The 18,938-nt window shown below is 59.6% G+C and carries 22 protein-coding genes; 19 read left to right on the top strand and 3 right to left on the bottom strand.

Annotated elements, in window-relative coordinates; all coding sequences use genetic code 11:
* The first annotated feature begins 118 nt into the window (after positions 1 to 118).
* From iscR to CH92_RS15050, 19 genes are all read left to right on the top strand, one after another.
* Complete coding sequence (iscR, locus tag CH92_RS15140) at positions 119 to 610, top strand: Fe-S cluster assembly transcriptional regulator IscR (protein WP_025242614.1); 492 nt, start codon at positions 119 to 121, stop codon at positions 608 to 610.
* 30 nt (positions 611 to 640) lie between these two features.
* Positions 641 to 1,855, top strand: a complete 1,215-nt coding sequence (locus tag CH92_RS15135; protein WP_025242613.1) for an IscS subfamily cysteine desulfurase — start codon at positions 641 to 643, stop codon at positions 1,853 to 1,855.
* Positions 1,856 to 1,902: 47 nt separating this feature from the next.
* Positions 1,903 to 2,295 (top strand): Fe-S cluster assembly scaffold IscU, encoded by a 393-nt coding sequence (gene iscU / locus CH92_RS15130; RefSeq protein WP_021209491.1) that lies wholly within the window; start codon positions 1,903 to 1,905, stop codon positions 2,293 to 2,295.
* A 10-nt stretch (positions 2,296 to 2,305) separates the two neighbouring features.
* The gene (gene iscA / locus CH92_RS15125; RefSeq protein WP_021209490.1) at positions 2,306 to 2,629 is read left to right on the top strand and encodes an iron-sulfur cluster assembly protein IscA; all 324 of its coding nucleotides are present in this window, start codon (positions 2,306 to 2,308) and stop codon (positions 2,627 to 2,629) included.
* A 7-nt stretch (positions 2,630 to 2,636) separates the two neighbouring features.
* Positions 2,637 to 3,158: a co-chaperone HscB gene (hscB, locus tag CH92_RS15120; RefSeq protein ID WP_025242612.1), complete on the top strand. Its 522-nt coding sequence runs from the start codon at positions 2,637 to 2,639 to the stop codon at positions 3,156 to 3,158.
* 41 nt (positions 3,159 to 3,199) lie between these two features.
* On the top strand, positions 3,200 to 5,062 hold the full coding sequence (gene hscA / locus CH92_RS15115; RefSeq protein ID WP_025242611.1) for a Fe-S protein assembly chaperone HscA: 1,863 nt from the start codon (positions 3,200 to 3,202) through the stop codon (positions 5,060 to 5,062).
* A gap of 5 nt (positions 5,063 to 5,067) precedes the next feature.
* Positions 5,068 to 5,406 carry an ISC system 2Fe-2S type ferredoxin gene (gene fdx, locus CH92_RS15110; RefSeq protein WP_025242610.1) on the top strand — a complete coding sequence of 113 codons (339 nt, stop codon included), beginning with the start codon at positions 5,068 to 5,070 and terminating at the stop codon, positions 5,404 to 5,406.
* Positions 5,407 to 5,419: 13 nt separating this feature from the next.
* The gene (iscX, locus tag CH92_RS15105) at positions 5,420 to 5,617 is read left to right on the top strand and encodes a Fe-S cluster assembly protein IscX (protein WP_025242609.1); all 198 of its coding nucleotides are present in this window, start codon (positions 5,420 to 5,422) and stop codon (positions 5,615 to 5,617) included.
* A gap of 169 nt (positions 5,618 to 5,786) precedes the next feature.
* Entirely contained in the window at positions 5,787 to 6,218 is a 432-nt protein-coding gene (ndk, locus tag CH92_RS15100) for a nucleoside-diphosphate kinase (protein ID WP_021209485.1), read from the top strand.
* A gap of 20 nt (positions 6,219 to 6,238) precedes the next feature.
* The gene (rlmN, locus tag CH92_RS15095; protein ID WP_025242608.1) at positions 6,239 to 7,387 is read left to right on the top strand and encodes a 23S rRNA (adenine(2503)-C(2))-methyltransferase RlmN; all 1,149 of its coding nucleotides are present in this window, start codon (positions 6,239 to 6,241) and stop codon (positions 7,385 to 7,387) included.
* 14 nt (positions 7,388 to 7,401) lie between these two features.
* Positions 7,402 to 8,160: a type IV pilus biogenesis/stability protein PilW gene (gene pilW / locus CH92_RS15090; RefSeq protein ID WP_025242607.1), complete on the top strand. Its 759-nt coding sequence runs from the start codon at positions 7,402 to 7,404 to the stop codon at positions 8,158 to 8,160.
* Positions 8,157 to 9,149, top strand: a complete 993-nt coding sequence (locus CH92_RS15085) for a RodZ domain-containing protein (RefSeq protein WP_025242606.1) — start codon at positions 8,157 to 8,159, stop codon at positions 9,147 to 9,149. The genes pilW and CH92_RS15085 overlap by 4 nt, the downstream gene beginning before the upstream one ends.
* A 1-nt stretch (position 9,150) precedes the next feature.
* Positions 9,151 to 10,263 (top strand): flavodoxin-dependent (E)-4-hydroxy-3-methylbut-2-enyl-diphosphate synthase, encoded by a 1,113-nt coding sequence (gene ispG, locus CH92_RS15080; protein ID WP_025242605.1) that lies wholly within the window; start codon positions 9,151 to 9,153, stop codon positions 10,261 to 10,263.
* Positions 10,264 to 10,277: 14 nt separating this feature from the next.
* Complete coding sequence (gene hisS, locus CH92_RS15075; RefSeq protein WP_025242604.1) at positions 10,278 to 11,561, top strand: histidine--tRNA ligase; 1,284 nt, start codon at positions 10,278 to 10,280, stop codon at positions 11,559 to 11,561.
* A 40-nt stretch (positions 11,562 to 11,601) separates the two neighbouring features.
* Positions 11,602 to 12,243 carry a YfgM family protein gene (locus CH92_RS15070; RefSeq protein ID WP_025242603.1) on the top strand — a complete coding sequence of 214 codons (642 nt, stop codon included), beginning with the start codon at positions 11,602 to 11,604 and terminating at the stop codon, positions 12,241 to 12,243.
* Positions 12,244 to 12,247: 4 nt separating this feature from the next.
* Entirely contained in the window at positions 12,248 to 13,396 is a 1,149-nt protein-coding gene (gene bamB / locus CH92_RS15065) for an outer membrane protein assembly factor BamB (protein ID WP_025242602.1), read from the top strand.
* A 107-nt stretch (positions 13,397 to 13,503) separates the two neighbouring features.
* Positions 13,504 to 14,988 carry a ribosome biogenesis GTPase Der gene (gene der, locus CH92_RS15060; protein WP_025242601.1) on the top strand — a complete coding sequence of 495 codons (1,485 nt, stop codon included), beginning with the start codon at positions 13,504 to 13,506 and terminating at the stop codon, positions 14,986 to 14,988.
* A gap of 77 nt (positions 14,989 to 15,065) precedes the next feature.
* Positions 15,066 to 16,214 (top strand): pyridoxal phosphate-dependent aminotransferase, encoded by a 1,149-nt coding sequence (locus CH92_RS15055; protein ID WP_025242600.1) that lies wholly within the window; start codon positions 15,066 to 15,068, stop codon positions 16,212 to 16,214.
* Positions 16,202 to 16,996: an amidohydrolase gene (locus CH92_RS15050; protein ID WP_025242599.1), complete on the top strand. Its 795-nt coding sequence runs from the start codon at positions 16,202 to 16,204 to the stop codon at positions 16,994 to 16,996. The genes CH92_RS15055 and CH92_RS15050 overlap by 13 nt, the downstream gene beginning before the upstream one ends.
* Positions 16,997 to 17,009: 13 nt before the next feature.
* Here the strand turns inward: CH92_RS15050 and CH92_RS15045 are convergent, their stop codons facing one another.
* From CH92_RS15045 to CH92_RS15035, 3 genes are all read right to left on the bottom strand, one after another.
* A complete protein-coding gene (locus CH92_RS15045; RefSeq protein ID WP_025242598.1) occupies positions 17,010 to 17,393 on the bottom strand; it encodes a DUF2784 domain-containing protein in 384 nt (127 codons plus the stop codon).
* A 5-nt stretch (positions 17,394 to 17,398) separates the two neighbouring features.
* Positions 17,399 to 18,025 carry a DUF2238 domain-containing protein gene (locus CH92_RS15040; RefSeq protein WP_025242597.1) on the bottom strand — a complete coding sequence of 209 codons (627 nt, stop codon included), beginning with the start codon at positions 18,023 to 18,025 and terminating at the stop codon, positions 17,399 to 17,401.
* Positions 18,026 to 18,152: 127 nt separating this feature from the next.
* Positions 18,153 to 18,884 (bottom strand): endonuclease, encoded by a 732-nt coding sequence (locus CH92_RS15035; protein ID WP_025242596.1) that lies wholly within the window; start codon positions 18,882 to 18,884, stop codon positions 18,153 to 18,155.
* Positions 18,885 to 18,938: the final 54 nt, after the last annotated feature.

Genomic DNA, 18,938 nt, shown 5'->3' with positions numbered 1-18,938 from the left:
CCCCATCTGCTGCGCGACGCCTGTGGCTAAAGTCCGAGTGATTTAATCGGTCTTATAGTTGATCTAAATAGTCGGGTATTGCATACTTGCCCCAAACCATGATGCTTGGTGCGAACCGATGCGATTGACTACCAAAGGCCGTTACGCCGTCACTGCGATGCTCGATCTCGCGCTGCATGCGCAACACGGGCCGGTGTCCCTTGCGGACATTTCCGAGCGGCAGGGCATCTCGCTTTCCTATCTCGAACAGCTATTCGCCAAGCTACGCCGTGGTAGCTTGGTTACTAGCGTTCGTGGGCCGGGTGGTGGCTATCAGCTCTCCCGTGAGATGGCAGGCATTCAGGTCGCGCAGGTCATCGATGCGGTCAACGAGTCGGTCGACGCCACCCGTTGTCAGGGGCTGGGCGATTGTCATTCGGGCGATACCTGTCTGACCCATCATTTGTGGTGCGATCTGAGTCAACAGATCCACGAGTTTCTAAGCGGTATCAGTCTGGCGGACTTGGTGATGCGTCGCGAGGTTCAGGAAGTAGCTCTGCGCCAGGATATGCGCCGCGCCAATGGTCAGACTGCGCACCTGGATAAGATTGAAGCGTCCGCCGTCGAGTGAGTAGGACGACTGCCTGATAGGAGAGACCTGATGAAGTTGCCGATTTACCTGGATTACTCCGCTACCACACCGGTTGACCCTCGCGTTGCCGAGAAGATGGTTGAATGCCTGACTGCCGAAGGTAACTTTGGCAACCCCGCATCGCGCTCACACGCGTTTGGCTGGAAAGCTGAAGAGGCTGTGGAAAATGCTCGCCGCCAAGTTGCCGAGCTGGTCAATGCGGATCCTCGCGAAATTGTCTGGACCTCCGGTGCGACCGAATCGGACAACCTGGCGATCAAAGGTGTCGCGCACTTCTATGCCTCCAAGGGCAAGCACATCGTGACCAGCAAGATCGAGCACAAGGCCGTTCTTGATACGACCCGCCAGCTTGAGCGTGAAGGCTTCGAAGTGACCTATATCGAGCCTGGCGAAGATGGGGTGATTACCCCGGCGATGGTCGAGTCAGCGCTGCGTGATGACACGGTGTTGGTTTCTATCATGCACGTGAACAACGAAATCGGAACGATCAACGATATCGCCGCCATCGGTGAGCTAACCCGTGCGCGCGGTGTGTTGTTCCATGTCGACGCTGCTCAGTCCACCGGCAAAGTCGAGATCGACCTGGAAAACATGAAGGTCGACCTGATGTCCTTCTCTGCTCACAAGACCTACGGGCCCAAGGGCGTCGGTGCGCTGTATGTACGGCGTAAGCCACGTGTACGTCTGGAAGCGCAGATGCACGGCGGCGGTCATGAGCGCGGCATGCGCTCGGGCACTCTTGCAGCGCATCAGTCGGTTGGCATGGGCGAGGCGTTTCGCATTGCCAAGGAAGAGATGGCTGCTGAGAACGAACGCATCGCCAAGCTGCGTGATCGCTTCTTCAAGCGAGTTGAGCACCTGGAAGAGCTGTATGTGAATGGCAGCATGACCTCGCGAGTCCCGCACAACCTGAACCTGAGTTTCAATTACGTCGAAGGCGAGTCGCTAATCATGGCGCTCAAGGACCTCGCGGTTTCTTCCGGTTCGGCTTGTACTTCTGCTTCGCTCGAGCCGTCTTATGTGCTCCGCGCGCTGGGTCGCAACGACGAACTCGCTCACAGCTCGATCCGCTTTACCTTCGGCCGCTTCACCACTGAAGAAGAAGTCGACTACGCCGCGCAGAAAGTCAGCGAGGCGGTAACCAAGTTGCGCGAGCTTTCACCCCTGTGGGACATGTTCAAGGATGGCGTCGACATTTCGCAGGTCGAGTGGGCTGCCCACTGATCCGATCCGTCGAGCTCCGCATAGCCTGATTTAATGAGGATTGCACCATGGCATACAGTGATAAGGTCATTGACCACTACGAAAATCCCCGCAACGTCGGCAAGTTCGACGCTGAGGACCCCTCTATCGGCACCGGCATGGTCGGCGCCCCGGCTTGCGGCGATGTAATGCGCCTGCAGATCAAGGTCAACGAGCAGGGCATCATCGAAGACGCCAAGTTCAAGACCTATGGTTGTGGCTCGGCCATCGCCTCCAGTTCCCTTGCCACCGAATGGATGAAGGGCAAGACGCTGGAAGAGGCGGAAACCATCAAGAACACCCAGCTGGCTGAAGAGCTGGCACTGCCTCCGGTGAAGATTCATTGCTCGGTGCTGGCAGAAGACGCCATCAAGGCGGCCGTTCGCGATTATCGTGAGAAGAAAGGTTTGCCGCAGGCGTAAGGAGGTATCGATGGCTATCAGCATGACAACCGCCGCTGCCAATCACGTGCGCCGATCCCTGGAAGGGCGCGGCAAAGGACTAGGGGTCCGGTTGGGTGTTCGCACAACCGGTTGCTCTGGTCTGGCCTATGTACTCGAGTTCGTTGACGAAGCGGCTGCAGAGGATTCTGTATTCGACAGTCACGGCGTGAAGGTCATCATCGATCCCAAGAGCTTGGTTTACCTCGATGGCACGGAGCTAGATTTCGTCCGGGAAGGACTGAACGAAGGCTTTAAGTTCAATAACCCCAACGTGCGTGGCGAATGTGGCTGCGGCGAGAGCTTCAATATTTGAGGACGCTGTGGGAACTCCCTGTCACTACGCGCTGTTCGAATTGCAGCCTGCCTTCGATATCGACTTGGATATGCTCTCGTCTCGTTATCGTGAGCTCGCCCGCAAAGTCCATCCTGATCGGTTTGCTGACGCTGATGAAACCGCACAGCGGCATGCCATCGAGCGCTCGGCGAATCTGAACGAGGCCTATCAGACCCTGAGAAGCCCGTCGCGGCGGGCCCGCTATCTGCTGACTCTGCAGGGCCGGGAGATGCCGTTGGAGGCTACTGTTCAGGATCCTGCCTTCCTGATGCAGCAGATGCAGTGGCGAGAGGAACTTGAAGAATTGCATGACGAGGCGGATATCGCTGGCGTCGCGTCTTTCAAGGTTCGCCTCAAGGCTGCTCAGCTCGACCTCAACGATTCATTCGCGCGTATATGGCAGGATGAATCGCAGCGCGCGGAGGCAGAGCGATTGGTGCGTCGGATGCAGTTCCTGGACAAGCTCTCCCAGGAAGTGCGCCAGTTGGAAGAGCGCCTCGACGATTAACCCCGCGTAGCGCCAGACGCTGCGCCCGACATCAGATAGACATGGCCTTACTTCAGATAGCTGAACCCGGACAAAGCCCACAACCTCACCAGCGTCGTCTGGCGGTTGGTATTGATCTGGGCACCACCAACTCACTCGTAGCCGCATTGCGCAGTGGCATAACGGCGCCGCTGGCCGATGTTGCCGGAGAAGTGATATTGCCTTCCGCGGTGCGTTATCACTCCGATCATGTCGAAGTGGGGCGGGCTGCCAAAGGCGCTGCCGCCAGCGATCCGTTGAATACCATCCTCTCGGTCAAACGCCTGATGGGGCGTGGTGTCGGCGATGTGAAGCAATTAGGCGGCCAGCTGCCTTATCGCTTCAGAGAAGGGCAATCACAGATGCCTTTCATCGAGACGGTGCAGGGAGCCAAGAGCCCGGTGGAGGTTTCGGCCGAAATCCTTCGCGCATTGCGAGAGCGGGCGGAGGCGGTGCTGGGTGGTGAGCTCGTCGGCGCGGTGATTACCGTGCCTGCGTATTTCGACGAGGCGCAACGGCAGGCGACCAAGGACGCCGCCCGACTGGCAAATCTCAATGTGTTGCGTCTGCTCAACGAGCCTACTGCGGCTGCCGTCGCCTATGGTTTGGACCGTGAGGCTGAGGGTGTCGTAGCGATCTATGACCTGGGTGGCGGAACCTTTGATATTTCCATCCTGCGTCTGACCAAGGGCGTGTTCGAGGTGCTGGCCACCGGTGGCGATACCGCGCTCGGTGGTGACGACTTCGATCATGCGATCGCCGGCTGGATTCTTGCCCAGGCAGGCGCGTCCGAAGATCTTGATCCAGGCGCCCAGAGAGATGTGCTGAAAATCGCCTGTGACGCCAAAGAGCAGCTCAGCGATGCCGAATCCGTAGAAGTGCGCTATGCCGGTTGGCAGGGCGCTCTGACCCGCGCCACCTTTAACGAACTCATCGACCCGATGATCGCTCGTAGTCTCAAGTCCTGTCGGCGTGCATTGCGCGATTCGTCTGTCGAGCTGGAGGGCGTTCATGCCGTGGTCATGGTAGGCGGTTCCACCCGTGTGCCTCGAGTTCGTGAGCGGGTCGGTGAAATGTTCGGTCGCGATCCACTGACCGACATCGACCCTGACCAGGTCGTCGCCATCGGCGCGGCGATTCAGGCTGAAACCCTTGCTGGTAACAATCGCGATGGCGAGGAGCTCCTGCTGCTCGATGTAATACCGCTATCGCTGGGGTTGGAAACCATGGGCGGATTGATGGAAAAGATCATCCCCCGCAACACCACCATTCCGGTTGCCCGCGCACAGGACTTCACCACTTACAAAGATGGCCAGTCGGCCATGATGATCCACGTATTGCAGGGTGAGCGCGAGCTCATTGCCGACTGTCGATCGCTGGCCCGCTTCGAATTACGAGGCATTCCACCGATGGTGGCGGGGGCTGCGAAGATTCGTGTCACTTTCCAGGTCGACGCTGACGGGCTGCTCAGCGTGTCGGCCCGTGAGTTGGCATCGGGCATCGAGTCGAGCATTCAGGTAAAGCCTTCCTATGGGCTGACCGACGGCGAAATCGCCCGCATGCTGGAAGACTCTTTTCACAAGGCCAGCGAAGACAAAACAGCCCGTGCGCTGCGCGAGCAGCTGGTCGATGCGCAGCGGTTGCTCGAAGCGGTCGAGGGTGCCTTGGCTGTGGATGGTGAACGCTTGCTCAGCGAGGAGGAGCGCGTGGCGATCGAGTCGCAGATGCAGGCACTGCGTGAGCTGCTCGATAGCCAGGACGGTGTAGCGATTGAGCGCCAAGTCAAACGGCTAAGCCAGATTACCGATGCCTTTGCCGCGCGCAGGCTAGATTCCACCGTCAAGGCCGCGTTGGCCGGGCGGCGGCTTAACGATATCGAGGAATGACCCAGATGCCGCAGATTGTTTTCCTGCCCCACGTCGACCATTGTCCGGAGGGGGCGGTGGTGGAAGCGCAGCCCGGCGAGACGGTGCTCGATGCCGCGCTGCGGAATGGCATCGACATTGAGCATGCCTGTGAAAAATCCTGTGCTTGTACCACCTGTCACGTTGTGATCCGTGAGGGCTTCGCTTCGCTGGAAGTGTCGGACGAGCTGGAGGACGACATGCTGGACAAGGCATGGGGGCTTGAGCCCAACTCGCGGTTATCCTGCCAGGCAGCTGTCGCGGACGTCGATCTGGTGGTCGAAATTCCGAAGTACACCATCAACCAGGTCTCCGAAGGCCATTGAGGCGAGGTGAAGCATGGCGCTGAAATGGGCTGATGTGCTGGATATCGCAATAGAACTGGCTGAACGTAAGCCTGACGTGGATCCCCGTTACGTAAATTTTGTTGAGCTGCATCGCTGGGTTGTCGATCTGCCTGACTTTTCGGACGATCCGAACCGTGGCGGTGAGAAGGTGCTCGAGGCCATACAGACTGCCTGGATGGAAGAAGTCTAGGCGAAGTGGCAGACCATGGTTTTGGCTGTCACTGCTGAAGCCTGTCAGCATTTCCACCTTGGTCACCGCACTAAGCAGTCCGCAGCTGCTCTTATATTTTCACTTCGGACCCGCGTATAATTCGCGGGTTTACTTGTTCGCTTTAACCTATCGATTTCTGGAGTTTCAAATGGCCCTGCAACGCACTTTCTCCATCATCAAGCCTGACGCCGTCGCCAAGAACGTAATCGGTGAGATCACCTCCCGTTTCGAGAAGGCTGGTCTGCGTGTCGTCGCTTCGAAGATGGTCCAGCTGTCCGAGCGTGAAGCTGGCGGTTTCTATGCCGAGCACAGCGAGCGCGGCTTCTTCAAGGATCTGGTCGCTTTCATGGTGTCCGGCCCAGTCATCGTTCAGGTCCTTGAAGGCGAAGACGCCATCGCCAAAAACCGCGAGCTGATGGGCGCGACCAACCCGAAAGAAGCCGCTCCGGGTACCATTCGTGCCGATTTCGCCGTTTCCATCGACGAGAACGCTGTTCACGGTTCCGACTCCGAAGCGTCCGCCGCTCGCGAAATCGCCTATTTCTTCTCCGCCACCGAAGTGTGTGCCCGCATTCGCTGATCAGGCGAAGGTGAATCCAGATGACCATTACGACCGGTAAAGTAAACCTGCTGGGGCTGACCCAGCCTCAGTTGGAAAGCTTCTTCGATTCAATAGGGGAGAAGCGTTTTCGTGCCGGCCAGGTTATGAAATGGATTCACCACTTTGGCGTCGATGATTTCGACGCCATGAGCAACGTCGGCAAAGCCCTGCGCGAAAAGCTCAAGGCTGCTGCCGAGATTCGCGGCCCCGAGATTGTCAGCGAGGACATCTCTACCGATGGCACCCGTAAATGGGTGGTGCGTGTGGCTTCGGGGAGCTGCGTGGAAACTGTTTATATTCCCCAGGGTGGGCGCGGCACGCTCTGCGTTTCCTCCCAGGCCGGCTGCGCATTGGATTGCAGTTTCTGCTCGACCGGCAAACAAGGCTTCAACAGCAACCTCACCGCCGCGGAAGTGATCGGTCAGGTGTGGATTGCCAATAAATCGTTCGGCACCATACCGGCCAAGGCCGATCGGGCCATCACCAATGTGGTGATGATGGGCATGGGTGAACCGCTGCTGAACTTCGACAATGTCGTGGCCGCCATGCATATCATGATGGACGATCTGGGCTACGGTATTTCCAAGCGTAAGGTGACGCTTTCGACGTCCGGTGTAGTGCCGATGATCGAAGAACTCTCCAAGGTCATCGACGTATCGCTGGCGCTGTCGCTGCACGCGCCAAACGATGCACTGCGTGATCAGCTGGTACCGATCAACAAGAAATATCCTTTGGAAATGCTGCTGGCGGCCTGCCAGCGCTATATTTCCAATCTAGGTGAAAAGCGCGTTCTCACCATCGAATACACGCTTTTGCAGGGTGTCAACGATCAGCCCGAGCATGCCGAACAAATGGTTGCACTGCTGGCAAAAATTCCTTGCAAGATCAATCTGATCCCCTTCAACCCCTTTCCGCATTCCGGATATGAGCGGCCGAGCAACAATGCGATCCGTCGTTTTCAGGACATCCTGCATAAAGCCGGGCACAATGTGACGGTGCGCACCACTCGCGGTGAGGACATTGATGCCGCCTGCGGCCAGTTGGTCGGGCAGGTACTGGATCGAACCCGCCGAAGCGAGCGATACATAGCGGTGCGCGAGCTGCAATCCGAGCCCGTGACGGCACCTGTTGCTACGAACCGTTCCTGAGGGGGATGCTGTTGATGATCTTGCGCGTTGCGCTGCTGTTTCTGCTCGCCGGCCTTATGGCTGGCTGTGTATCTTCCGGATCGGGCAATCCCATGCGCACATCGGAAGGACGCGACGAAGCGCGAGACGCCTACATTCAGCTGGGTATCGGTTATTTGCAGCAAGGCGAGGCGACCCGCGCCAAGTCACCGCTACGCAAGGCGCTCGAGCTGGACCCGAACAGCGCGGATGCGCACGCGGCGCTGGCGCTGGTGTTCCAGAACGAGATGGAAAACCAGCTGGCCGACGAGCATTACCGCAAGGCGCTATCCAGCCGTAACGATGCGCGTATCCTGAACAACTACGGCAGTTTTCTCTTCGAGCAGAAGCGCTATCAGGAGGCCATGGAGCGCTTCGCAAAGGCAGCCGAAGACAACCTCTATTCCGGGCGCTCGCATGTCTTTCAAAACATGGGCATGACTGCGCTGCAGCTCGGGCAGCGCGAGCAGGCCGAAACCTATTTCACCCGCGCTTTGCGTCTCGACAGCCGGCAGCCACGTGCTCTGCTTGAGCTGGCAATCATGGCTTACGAGGACAAGCAGTATGTCCCGGCAAAGCGTTACTACGATAGCTTCAGCAGTCTTTCCGAGCAGAATGCCCGCAGTCTTCTGCTGGGCATTCGTCTGGCGAAAATTCATCAGAACCGGGATCAGGCGGCGAGCCTGGGCTTGCAGCTCAAGCGTTTGTATCCGGGTACGCCTGAATATCAACAGTTTCTTTCGGAGCAACGATGATAGCGCCACATTCCGAAGCCGCTGCCCCGACGGCTCTTGCCAATCCAGGCGAAACGCTCCGTGCTGAGCGCGAGAGCAAGGACTGGTCGCTTTCTTCGGTGGCTAAACAGCTCAATCTGTCGGAGCGCTCGCTCAGTCAGATAGAAGCCGGTGATTTCAGTCAGCTGCCGGGTCATACATTTGCCCGTGGTTACGTGCGCGCCTATGCCAAGTTGCTGGGCTTGGATCAGAATCGTCTTGTGCAGCAGTTCGACCAGCATACCGGTACGGACGCAACCGGCAGCAGCGTCAACAGCCTCGGGCATATCGACGAACCCGTGCGTCTTTCGCGAAGCATGGTGCGCTTTTTTACGCTGATTCTGACGCTGGCGATTGCAGTAGGCGCGTTCCTATGGTGGCAGGACCGCACGACCCGCAACGAGGCGAACCGCTCGGTCTCGCCACTGGAGCGAATCGAGGTCGAGGCGGCAGACGGTACCACTGAGATTCACCTGCTCGATCGGGCAGACGAGCCCGCTGAGCTTGCCGCCGACGAGCCAGTCGACTCGACGCCTCCAACCACGGACGACGACGCGCAGGATTTCATCGGCGACGCGTTGCCATCGGATGGGCAGCTGGCATCTGAATCTCCCATCGATGCGTCTGCGGAACAGGACGAAGCCGTACCCTCTAGCGAAGTACCGACTGCGGCTCCGGAGGCCGACACCCGCACGGCTCCGATGGCCGATGCTGAGACTGTCGCGCCTGGAGAGGGTCGCGTCGCGTTGGATTACACCGCGGACTGCTGGACCCGAGTAACCGACTCTGACGGTAAGGTGCTCTACAGCGGTTTGGGGAAAGCGGGTACCAGTCGCACTCTTGTCGGAAAAGCTCCATTGGACGTTCATCTGGGCTTCGCTTCCGGTGTGCAGGTCAGCTTCAACGGCGAAGCCGTCAGCCTTTCAGGCAAAACGCGTGGCGAAACTGCGCGCTTCAAGCTCGGACAGTAATATGCATAGTGAATCCCCCATCAAGCGTCGCCATACCCGAAAAATCTGGGTTGGCAACGTACCGGTCGGCGGCGATGCGCCTATCGCCGTACAAAGCATGACCAATACCGAAACCTGCGACGTCGACGCGACTGTTGCCCAGATCCAGCGGCTGCAGAATGCCGGTGCCGATATCGTTCGGGTGTCGGTGCCGTCGATGGAAGCGGCCGAGGCGTTCGGCAAGATCAAGCAACGCGTCGAATTACCTCTGGTAGCCGACATTCATTTTGACTATCAGATTGCTCTGCGTGTCGCCGAGCTCGGCGTCGATTGCCTGCGCATCAACCCGGGCAATATAGGGCGCGAGGAGCGCGTACGGGCTGTAGTCGAAGCGGCCCGTGATCGGGGCATCCCGATCCGCATCGGCGTCAATGCCGGCTCGCTGGAAAAGGATCTGCAGAAAAAATACGGCGAGCCGACGCCCGAAGCCCTTGTCGAGTCCGCATTGCGTCATGTTGAACACCTCGACCGGCTGAACTTCCCGGATTTCAAGGTCAGCGTTAAGGCCTCCGATGTGTTTATGGCGGTGGCTGCGTATCGGCTATTGGCGGACAAGATCGAGCAACCGTTGCATCTGGGTATTACAGAAGCTGGTGGCCTGCGCTCGGGGACGGTGAAGTCCGCGGTGGGGCTGGGCATGCTGCTGGCTGAAGGCATCGGCGATACCATCCGTATCTCCTTGGCGGCCGATCCGGTGGAAGAAATCAAAGTCGGTTTCGATATCCTCAAATCGCTGCGCCTGCGCTCGCGTGGCATCAACTTCATCGCCTGTCCCAGCTGCTCGCGGCAGAACTTCGACGTGGTCAAGACCATGAACGAGCTCGAAGGACGGCTCGACGATCTGTTGGTGCCGATGGACGTTGCGGTGATCGGCTGCGTCGTCAACGGCCCGGGGGAAGCGAAGGAAGCGCATATCGGCCTGACCGGCGGCACGCCCAACAACCTCATCTATATCGATGGCAAGCCGGCGCAGAAGCTGAACAACGAGAATCTGGTCGACGAGCTGGAGCAGCTGATTCGCCGCAAGGCTGCCGAGAAGGTCGAGACCGACGCCGCGCTGATCGTGCGCAGCTGATTTAAGGAACTGAATTGAGCAAGTCCCTGCAAGCCATTCGTGGCATGAACGATATTCTGCCGGCACAAACGCCAGTTTGGCGCTACCTGGAAACCACTTTCGCACAGCTGCTCGACAGCTATGGCTACAGCGAGATCCGCTTGCCGATCTTGGAATTTACCGATCTGTTCGCCCGCGGTATTGGCGAGGGGACCGATGTGGTCGACAAGGAGATGTACACCTTCCTCGACCGTAACGAGGAATCACTGACGCTACGTCCCGAGGGTACGGCGGGTTGCGTCCGTGCGGTGCTCGAGCACGGCATGACCGGGGGCGGTCAGGTGCAAAAGCTCTGGTATGCCGGCCCCATGTTCCGCTACGAGAAACCGCAGAAAGGTCGCTACCGTCAGTTCCATCAGATTGGGGTCGAGGTGTTCAACCAGCCAGGACCGGATGTCGATGCCGAGCTGATCGTGCTGACAGCCCGGCTGTGGAAGAAGCTCGGCCTGGCTGAAGCGGTTACGCTGCAACTGAACAGTCTGGGTTCCAGCGAGGCACGCGCTATCTACCGGGACGCCCTGGTTGCTTATCTGCAACAGCATTTCGAGCAGCTTGACGAGGACAGTCAGCGACGCCTGACCAGCAACCCTCTACGTATCCTGGACAGCAAGAATGCCCAGACTCAGGCGCTGTTGGCCGATGCGCCAACCCTGCATGACTATCTGGACGACGAATCGCGCGCCCATTTCGAAGGCCTCAAGGCCCGTCTCGACGCGGCGGGAATCACATATCAGATCAACCCGAAGCTAGTGCGCGGGCTGGACTACTACGGTCGCACCGTGTTCGAGTGGGTCACCGACAAGCTGGGTTCGCAAGGTACCGTATGCGCAGGCGGTCGATACGACGGTCTGATCAGTCAGTTCGGCGGCAAGCCGACGCCGGGCGTGGGCTTTGCCATGGGGATTGAGCGTCTGGTGCTGCTTATGGAAACCCTGGAGCTTGTTCCGGAAGAACTCAACCAGCCGGCACACGCATTCGTCTGTGCATTTGGCGAATCGGCGGAGTTGGCTGCGCTAGCGTTGGCCGAGCGCCTTCGCGATGCCTTGCCTGGCCTTCGCCTACTGGTCAATGCCGGCGGCGGCAGTTTCAAGAGTCAGTTCAAGAAAGCTGATAAGAGCGGTGCCCGTTTCGCGCTGATTCTGGGTGACGACGAACTGGCCGGGCGCGTGGTAGGTTGCAAGCCGCTGCGCGACGACAGCGAGCAGCAAACTATTGCCTGGGATGCTCTACCCGAGCGTCTGGCTGCCTGTCTGGCGTAATCGGACAGGTCTGAATTCAGCGAATGAAAGGAGTGACAGTGTGACCTCGGGTACCGAAGAAGAACAGCTGGCGCAAATCAAGGAGTGGTGGCAGCGTAACGGCAAGCCTTTGCTGCTCGGGGGCGCACTCGCTCTGGTGTTGGTGTTTGGTTGGCAGTTCTGGCAGAAGCACCAGCTCAATCAGGCGCAGAACGCCTCAGCCATCTACCAGCAGCTGCTCAATGCCGCGCTGGAAGAGGGCGGAGTGGACACGGCGGAGGTTTCGCGTCTGGGCAATTTGCTGCAGAAAGAATTCTCCGGTTCTCATTACGCCCAGTACGGCAGCCTGTTCGTGGCCAAGGTAGCGGTGGAGACCGGCCGTCTCGACGAGGCCACGGCAGAGCTGCAGCGTGTGTTGGACAAGCCTGCCGACAAGACGCTTGAAGAGCTGGCACGCCAGCGCCTCGCACGCATCCTGGCGGCGCAGGACAAGGCCGAAGAGGGACTCGCACTGCTCAAGGGCGAGGCGATCGAAGCGTTCGGCGCCAGCCGTGAAGAGTTGCGTGGTGATCTGTTGGTCAAGCTGGGACGTCCTGATGAGGCTCATGCAGCCTATTCCAAGGCAAAAGAACTGCTTTCGCAGGATGCCGCGATCGGTGGCCTGCAGTTGAAACTGGACGATCTGGCTCGTGGAGAGGCGTGAATTGATGCGTTGGAAAACTGCCGCACTGCTGACCCTGGCCGTCCTGGCTGCTGGTTGCAGCAGCAATGACAAGAAAGAACCCGAGCCCGCCGAGCTGGTCAAGTTCGACGCCGAGATACAGTTGAACAAGGAGTGGAGTCGCTCGATTGGTGAAGGCCAGGGCGATACCTACAATCTTTTGGCGCCTGTCGTCTACGGCAACGAGATATTCGCTGCCGACGTTGAAGGGTTGGTGGTTGCGATGGATCGCACGACCGGCAAGGTCAACTGGAAAAACGATCTGGACGTACCGATCTCCGGCGCTGTTGGGGCAGGCTATGGATTAGTACTGGTCGGCACTCTACGGGGTGAAGTGCTGGCGCTGGATGTCTCGACCGGTGAAGAGCGCTGGCGCAGCCAGGTTAGCAGTGAGGTCCTTGCCGCGCCTGCGGTGAACGGCGATGTGGTGGTGGTTCAAACCCAGGACGACCGCGTAATTGCACTGGAAATCGACACTGGCGAGCAGCGCTGGAGCTATGAAAGCTCTCCGGCGGTACTCACCCTGCGAGGTACCGGAGCACCGCTGCTGACCAATCAGCTGGCGATCGCTGGTCTTTCCAGCGGTAAGGTCGTCGCGCTGGATACCAGCCGTGGCCTGCCGATCTGGGAGCAGCGCGTTGCCGTTCCGCAAGGCCGTTCCGAACTCGAGCGCGTCGTCGATATCGATGGAGGGCTGCTGCTCTCCGGCGGCACCTTGTATGTCGCCTCCTTCCAAGGCCGCGCTGCGGCGCTGGATCTGGAAAGCGGTCGGATCCTCTGGCAGCGCGATGCTTCGACGGCGACCGGTGTTGCGCTTGGCTACGGAAGTGTTTATGTGAGTCAGGCCGATGGCACTGTCATGGGCATCGATGAGCGGTCCACTTCAGTGCTGTGGAACAACGACTCGCTGCTGCGCCGTCAGCTTTCCGCTCCGGCGGTGTTTTCCAGTTACGTGGTAGTCGGCGACAAGGAGGGTTATCTACACTTTCTGAGTCAGGTTGACGGCCGTTTCGTTGCCCGGACCCGTATCGACAGCGACGGCGTGCGTGCCCGTCCGGTCGTTGAGGGTGACTGGCTTTATGCTTATGGCAATGACGGCAAGCTTGTCGCGTTGACCATTCGCCAAGCGGACTGACGGCTTCATCTCAGTTGTCTGCCGTTCCGCTTTGGCGGGGCGCTAATATTCGGCCGCTGCTTTGCAGCGGCCTTCGTGTTTTCTGAAATATCGCAGTGGAGAGCCGAATGGTTCCCGTAATCGCCCTGGTGGGCCGCCCGAACGTCGGCAAGTCCACCCTCTTTAACCGTCTCACCAAGAGTCGCGACGCCATCGTTGCGGAGTACGCCGGTCTGACCCGTGATCGCCAGTATGGCGAGGCCAAATGGCAGGGCCGCACCTATATCGTCATCGATACCGGTGGTTTGACTGGAGACGAGGAAGGCATCGACGCCAAGATGGCTGAGCAGTCGCTGCAAGCGATGCAGGAAGCTGATGCGGTGATGTTCATGGTCGATGCCCGTGCCGGCATGACCCCGGGCGATCAGATGATCGCCGAGCACCTGCGCAAGATGAACAAGCGCCACTTCCTGGTGGCGAACAAGGTCGACAGCATCGATCCGGACATCGCGCGAGCGGAGTTCAGCCCGTTGGGGCTTGGCGATGCCCTACCGATCGCTGCCGCCCATGGTCGCGGTATCAGCCATATGCTGGAGCAGGCGCTCGGTGCCTTTCCCAAGGACAACGCCGAGACAACCGAAACAGAAGGCGAGATGGAAGAGGGCGAGGTGGTTGCCGAGGGGCAGGAGCTCAAGCGCATCCCCGGACCGAGCGAAAAGGATGGCATCAAGATCGCCATTATTGGCCGCCCCAACGTTGGCAAGTCGACGCTGGTTAACCGCATGCTCGGTGAGGAGCGGGTCATCGTCTATGATCAGGCCGGCACCACGCGCGACAGCATCTACATCCCGTTCGAACGCGACGATGAAAAATACACCCTGATCGACACCGCCGGCGTTCGTCGCCGCGGCAAGATCTTTGAGGCGGTGGAAAAGTTTTCCGTGGTCAAGACGCTGCAGGCCATCCAGGACTCCAACGTAGTGATCTTCGTGATGGATGCTCGTGAAGGTGTGGTCGAGCATGATCTCAACCTGCTCGGTTTCGTCCTGGAAAGCGGTCGGGCACTGGTCATCGCGCTGAACAAGTGGGACGGCATGGAGCCGAGCGAGCGTGACTATGTGAAAACCGAACTGGAGCGCCGGCTGTTCTTCGTCGAGTTTGCCGACATTCATTTCATCTCAGCCAAGCACGGCACTGGTGTCGGCAACCTGTACAAGTCGGTGCAGGCCTCGTTCACCTCGGCCGTTACCCGCTGGCCCACCAGCCGCCTGACGCAGATCCTCGAGGACGCCGTACGCGAGCATGCGCCGCCGATGGTCGCCAGTCGCCGGATCAAGCTGCGCTATGCCCACCTGGGCGGCGCCAACCCGCCGCTGATCGTGATTCACGGCAACCAGGTCGACTCGATTCCGAAGTCTTATACCCGCTATCTGGAGAACACCTACCGGCGTGTGCTGAAGCTGGTCGGTACGCCTATCCGCATCGAGTACAAAGGTGGCGAGAACCCCTACGAGGGCAAGAAGAACACCCTCACCGACCGTCAGGTCAACAAGAAGCGCCGCCTAATGTCCCACCATAAGAAGGCCGAGAAGAAGCGCCGCGACAAACGATAGCCTCAAGTTGGAAGCCGTGAGCTGGAAGTATCCGTGCTTCCGGCTTATTACTTCCAGCTTCCAGCTCGAGCGAATCCATGATCATCAGCAAACTGCCCAATGTAGGCACCACAATTTTCACCACCATGTCGCAGCTGGCGGCTCAGACCGGCGCGCTGAACCTGTCCCAGGGCTTTCCGGACTTCGACGGTCCTGATGCGTTGCGTGAAGCCGTCGCCCGCCATGTCATGGCCGGGCACAACCAGTACGCGCCCATGACCGGCCTGCCGGCCCTGCGAGAGCAGGTTGCGATCAAGGTGGCATCACTCTACGGCCGTCAGGTCAGCGCCGACGCCGAAGTTACCATCACCCCCGGCGCCACGCAGGCCATCTTCTGTGCGATCCACGCGGTCATTCGTCCAGGCGATGAGGTGATCGTCTTCGATCCCTGCTACGACAGCTACGAGCCGGCCGTGGAGCTTGCCGGTGGGGTCTGCATCCACCAATCGTTGAGCCTGCCGGATTTCACCATCGACTGGCAGAAACTTGCCGATGCGCTTACGCCGCGTACCCGTTTGATCGTGCTGAACACGCCGCACAATCCCAGTGGCGCACTGATCGACCTGGCAGACCTCGATCGGCTGGCCGATCTGATCCGCGAGCGGGACATCTATTTGCTCAGCGACGAAGTGTACGAGCATCTGGTTTTCGACGGCCACGAGCATGCCAGTGTGTTGCGCCATGAAGAGCTCTATCAACGCGCCTTCGTCATCAGTTCCTTCGGCAAGACCTACCACGTCACTGGTTGGAAAACCGGCTATGTGGTGGCGCCTGCCGCACTCAGCAGCGAACTGCGAAAGGTCCACCAGTACGTCAGCTTCACCGGCGTTACGCCGTTGCAGTGGGCGCTGGCTGATTTCATGGCGGCGCATCCGGAACACCTCAGCGAGTTGCCGGGGTTCTACCAGGCCAAGCGCGATCTGTTCTGCGACCTGCTGGCCGACTCGCGTTTCGGCTTCCGCCGAGCGGCGGGCACCTATTTCCAGCTGGCCGACTATTCGGCGATTCGACCGGATCTCGACGATGTCGCCATGTCCGAATGGCTGACCCGTGAGCACGGTGTGGCCAGCATCCCAATTTCGGTCTTTTACCAAAAGCCTCCGGCAGAATCGCGACTGGTTCGCTTCTGCTTCGCCAAACGAGAGGAGACGCTGCGCCAGGCAGCGGAACGGCTATGCGCGATCTGAACGATTTGCCCGACCTCGAACTGGCCCTGATCCAGACCCACCTCGTCTGGCAGGACGCCGCCTCTAACCGCGAGCGGTTTTTCGGCTTGCTCGAACAGGCGCGTGGGGCCAACCTGATCGTTTTACCGGAAATGTTCACCACCGCCTTCTCGATGAACTCATCGGAGCTGGCCGAGCCTGAAGAGGGCCCGACCTATGCCTGGATGCGCGACCAGGCGGCGCGTATGGATGCGGTGATAACCGGCAGTGTGATCATCGAGGCCGCAGACGGCAGCCACCGCAACCGCCTGCTTTGGGCGCGGCCCAACGGCGAGATATCGCACTACGACAAGCGTCATCTGTTCCGCATGGCGGGTGAGCACAAGCACTACACGGCGGGCGAGCAACAGGCTTTGTTCGAGCTCAACGGCTGGCATGTGCGGCCTTTGATCTGTTACGACTTGCGCTTCCCTGTGTGGAGTCGTGATCCGCACGACACCGATCTGCTGCTCTACACCGCCAACTGGCCGGCTGCTCGGCGCGACGCTTGGAACCGCCTGCTGCCGGCACGCGCGATCGAGAACCTCTGCTATGTCGCGGCTGTGAATCGAGTCGGCGAAGACGGCAAGGGTTACCCCTACAGTGGCGATAGCCAGGTGCTGGATTATCTGGGGGATCCGTTGCTGGAAGCGGGCACTGCTGACGGCGTGTTCCGAACCACGTTACGTGCCCTGGACTTGGCCGCATTCCGCAGCAAGTTCCCGGCCTATCACGACGGCGACGCGTTCGAGCTGAAGGTCTAGCCGAACGCTGCGGTTATCCGCTTGGCGGCACCGCCCTGCGTCGCCAGCGCGCGAGCAGCCAGCCATAAATCACTAGATTTGCGAGCACCACCACGGCCGCGAGCAGGTATTGCACCGGCACGCTCAGCCAGCTCGGATAGATCAGCGCCAGCAGATACTGCTCGACAAAGCTGGTCTCGTATCCGGCGTCACCGGCCAGCTGTCGCAACTGGTTCTCCCACTCGGTGAGTGGGCACAGGCTCCCCGTCAGTTCGACGAAAATGCCCCAGGCCACCGCCGGCAGATGCAGCCACAGCAGGCTGCGCTTCCAGGCCACCAGCAAGCCACCCAACAAGACGAAGACGATAAAGCCGAGGTGCAGGATCAGCACCGCATCGGCAGCGAGGCGATAGAGCATGACGGCTAAGCTCGCGGGCTCGGTAGACCCTGCCGGGCGATCTGGCGGTCCTGAATACGCGCAAGCCAGGAGACCGACAGCAGCGCGCCAAGCAGTGCCATGAACATGTCCGACTGGGTATCCCAGGGGTCGCCCTGGGTGCCGAGGAAGTCTTCCGCGCCTTGTCCGGCCATCAGCGCTACCCACCATTCGATCAGTTCGTAGAAGGCACTGAATGCCAGTGCAACGCAGAGCGCGAGAAACCCAAGCATTTTTCCAGGCGCAAGCATGCGGCGGCGCAGCAGGATCTCCCGTGCGAGCAGCGCAGGTGTCACGCCTTGTATGAAATGGCCGAGCTTGTCGTAGGGGTTTCGGCTGAGATCGAACCATTCCTGTACCCAGAACCCTGGCGGTACCCGGGCGTATGTGTAGGCGCCACCGAGGATCAATATCAGCGCATGGATTGCAATCACCAGGTAGAGCAGGCGGGTAAGCGGGAAATTCCGATAGCTGAGCAGCAGGACAGGGGCCGCAATCAGCACCGGCGCGACTTCCAGCAGCCAGGTCGCGTGGTCGTAGGGGGCGATGCCTGAGGCGAGCAGTGCCAGCAGAACCGCTAGAGCCAGAGTTGCGTAGAGCGTCTTGTCCTGCATCGGGCGTCGCCATGGTGGCCAGGGAAGCTGTCAGCATGCAGGGCATGCGCGGCGACACGCAATATATCCGAGCGAGCGGTGACCGCTCATCACAGGGTTCCAGAGGGCCTCCTGTTGCGCAACTCGCTCAGACCCGTCGGTGCGAGTCGGCGGCAAAACGAGAAAGCGATTTGCCGCAGCGATTCAGGTCCACTCCGCCCACATAGCGGTTGGCATTGCCTTGTACGCACGCGACGCTGCGGTTGCGCCACCGTTCCCACTCGGTGACCGGATGCTGGCGATTCCAGATGTCGTAGAGACGGCGGTCCTGTTTCGACAGACGCAGCCTGTAGCGTTCGCTCATATACAGGTAGGTGCGCGCGATAGCGCCACGGCTGTACTCCGGTGGCATGGCGGTGCGCTGCTTGAAGTTCACGACGAAGGGGCAGGCGCCGTACTGGCTTGGTTTCTCGCTAAGCATACCGAAGCCGTAATTGCTGCGATCGCCATTAACCTCTCCGACCACCGGAACGAGATTATGCAGATCGGCCTCGGCTTTGCTGAACACCGGGTCACTCGAAGTGCAGTGTTTGCGCCCGCCCTGTTGCCAGCATTGGCGTTGGTGGCCGATCACCCAGGCGGGAACGATGTGCTCCCACTCCACGCGCGCGGCGCGTTTGGGCTGTTTACGCGGGACGTAGCCGCAACTGGCGAGATCGATGCGCTTGCCCTTGAAGGCGCAGCCACAATAGAAGTCCACCGGTCGTTCGGCGTAGATATGCCAGGCCAGCTTCTTCGCTTCGCGAAAGGTACGTGGCGCATCGGCATGCACGTTTGATGAGAAAAACAGGACGAGCAGAAGCAAGCTGTAACGGCGCATGGGGTTCTCGACGACTGACTGAGAATCGCATCCATGCGGGGTGCGCTATCTTAA

The sequence above is a fragment of the Stutzerimonas stutzeri genome, assembly GCF_000590475.1.
GTDB classification, from domain to species: domain Bacteria; phylum Pseudomonadota; class Gammaproteobacteria; order Pseudomonadales; family Pseudomonadaceae; genus Stutzerimonas; species Stutzerimonas stutzeri_D.
Note: the sequence above shows the minus strand (reverse complement) of the source record. Positions and strands in the feature narration are given on the sequence as shown.

Coding starts and splice junctions, on each gene's coding strand:
- hscA (WP_025242611.1), top strand. CDS start 3,200: ATGGCCTTACTTCAGATAGCTGAACCCGGACAAAGCCCACAACCTCAC.
- pilW (WP_025242607.1), top strand. CDS start 7,402: ATGATCTTGCGCGTTGCGCTGCTGTTTCTGCTCGCCGGCCTTATGGCT.
- CH92_RS15135 (WP_025242613.1), top strand. CDS start 641: ATGAAGTTGCCGATTTACCTGGATTACTCCGCTACCACACCGGTTGAC.
- CH92_RS15085 (WP_025242606.1), top strand. CDS start 8,157: ATGATAGCGCCACATTCCGAAGCCGCTGCCCCGACGGCTCTTGCCAAT.
- CH92_RS15045 (WP_025242598.1), bottom strand. CDS start 17,393: ATGCTCTATCGCCTCGCTGCCGATGCGGTGCTGATCCTGCACCTCGGC.
- iscU (WP_021209491.1), top strand. CDS start 1,903: ATGGCATACAGTGATAAGGTCATTGACCACTACGAAAATCCCCGCAAC.
- CH92_RS15040 (WP_025242597.1), bottom strand. CDS start 18,025: ATGCAGGACAAGACGCTCTACGCAACTCTGGCTCTAGCGGTTCTGCTG.
- iscA (WP_021209490.1), top strand. CDS start 2,306: ATGGCTATCAGCATGACAACCGCCGCTGCCAATCACGTGCGCCGATCC.
- CH92_RS15035 (WP_025242596.1), bottom strand. CDS start 18,884: ATGCGCCGTTACAGCTTGCTTCTGCTCGTCCTGTTTTTCTCATCAAAC.
- bamB (WP_025242602.1), top strand. CDS start 12,248: ATGCGTTGGAAAACTGCCGCACTGCTGACCCTGGCCGTCCTGGCTGCT.
- CH92_RS15055 (WP_025242600.1), top strand. CDS start 15,066: ATGATCATCAGCAAACTGCCCAATGTAGGCACCACAATTTTCACCACC.
- rlmN (WP_025242608.1), top strand. CDS start 6,239: ATGACCATTACGACCGGTAAAGTAAACCTGCTGGGGCTGACCCAGCCT.
- der (WP_025242601.1), top strand. CDS start 13,504: ATGGTTCCCGTAATCGCCCTGGTGGGCCGCCCGAACGTCGGCAAGTCC.
- ispG (WP_025242605.1), top strand. CDS start 9,151: ATGCATAGTGAATCCCCCATCAAGCGTCGCCATACCCGAAAAATCTGG.
- iscR (WP_025242614.1), top strand. CDS start 119: ATGCGATTGACTACCAAAGGCCGTTACGCCGTCACTGCGATGCTCGAT.
- iscX (WP_025242609.1), top strand. CDS start 5,420: ATGGCGCTGAAATGGGCTGATGTGCTGGATATCGCAATAGAACTGGCT.
- fdx (WP_025242610.1), top strand. CDS start 5,068: ATGCCGCAGATTGTTTTCCTGCCCCACGTCGACCATTGTCCGGAGGGG.
- CH92_RS15050 (WP_025242599.1), top strand. CDS start 16,202: ATGCGCGATCTGAACGATTTGCCCGACCTCGAACTGGCCCTGATCCAG.
- ndk (WP_021209485.1), top strand. CDS start 5,787: ATGGCCCTGCAACGCACTTTCTCCATCATCAAGCCTGACGCCGTCGCC.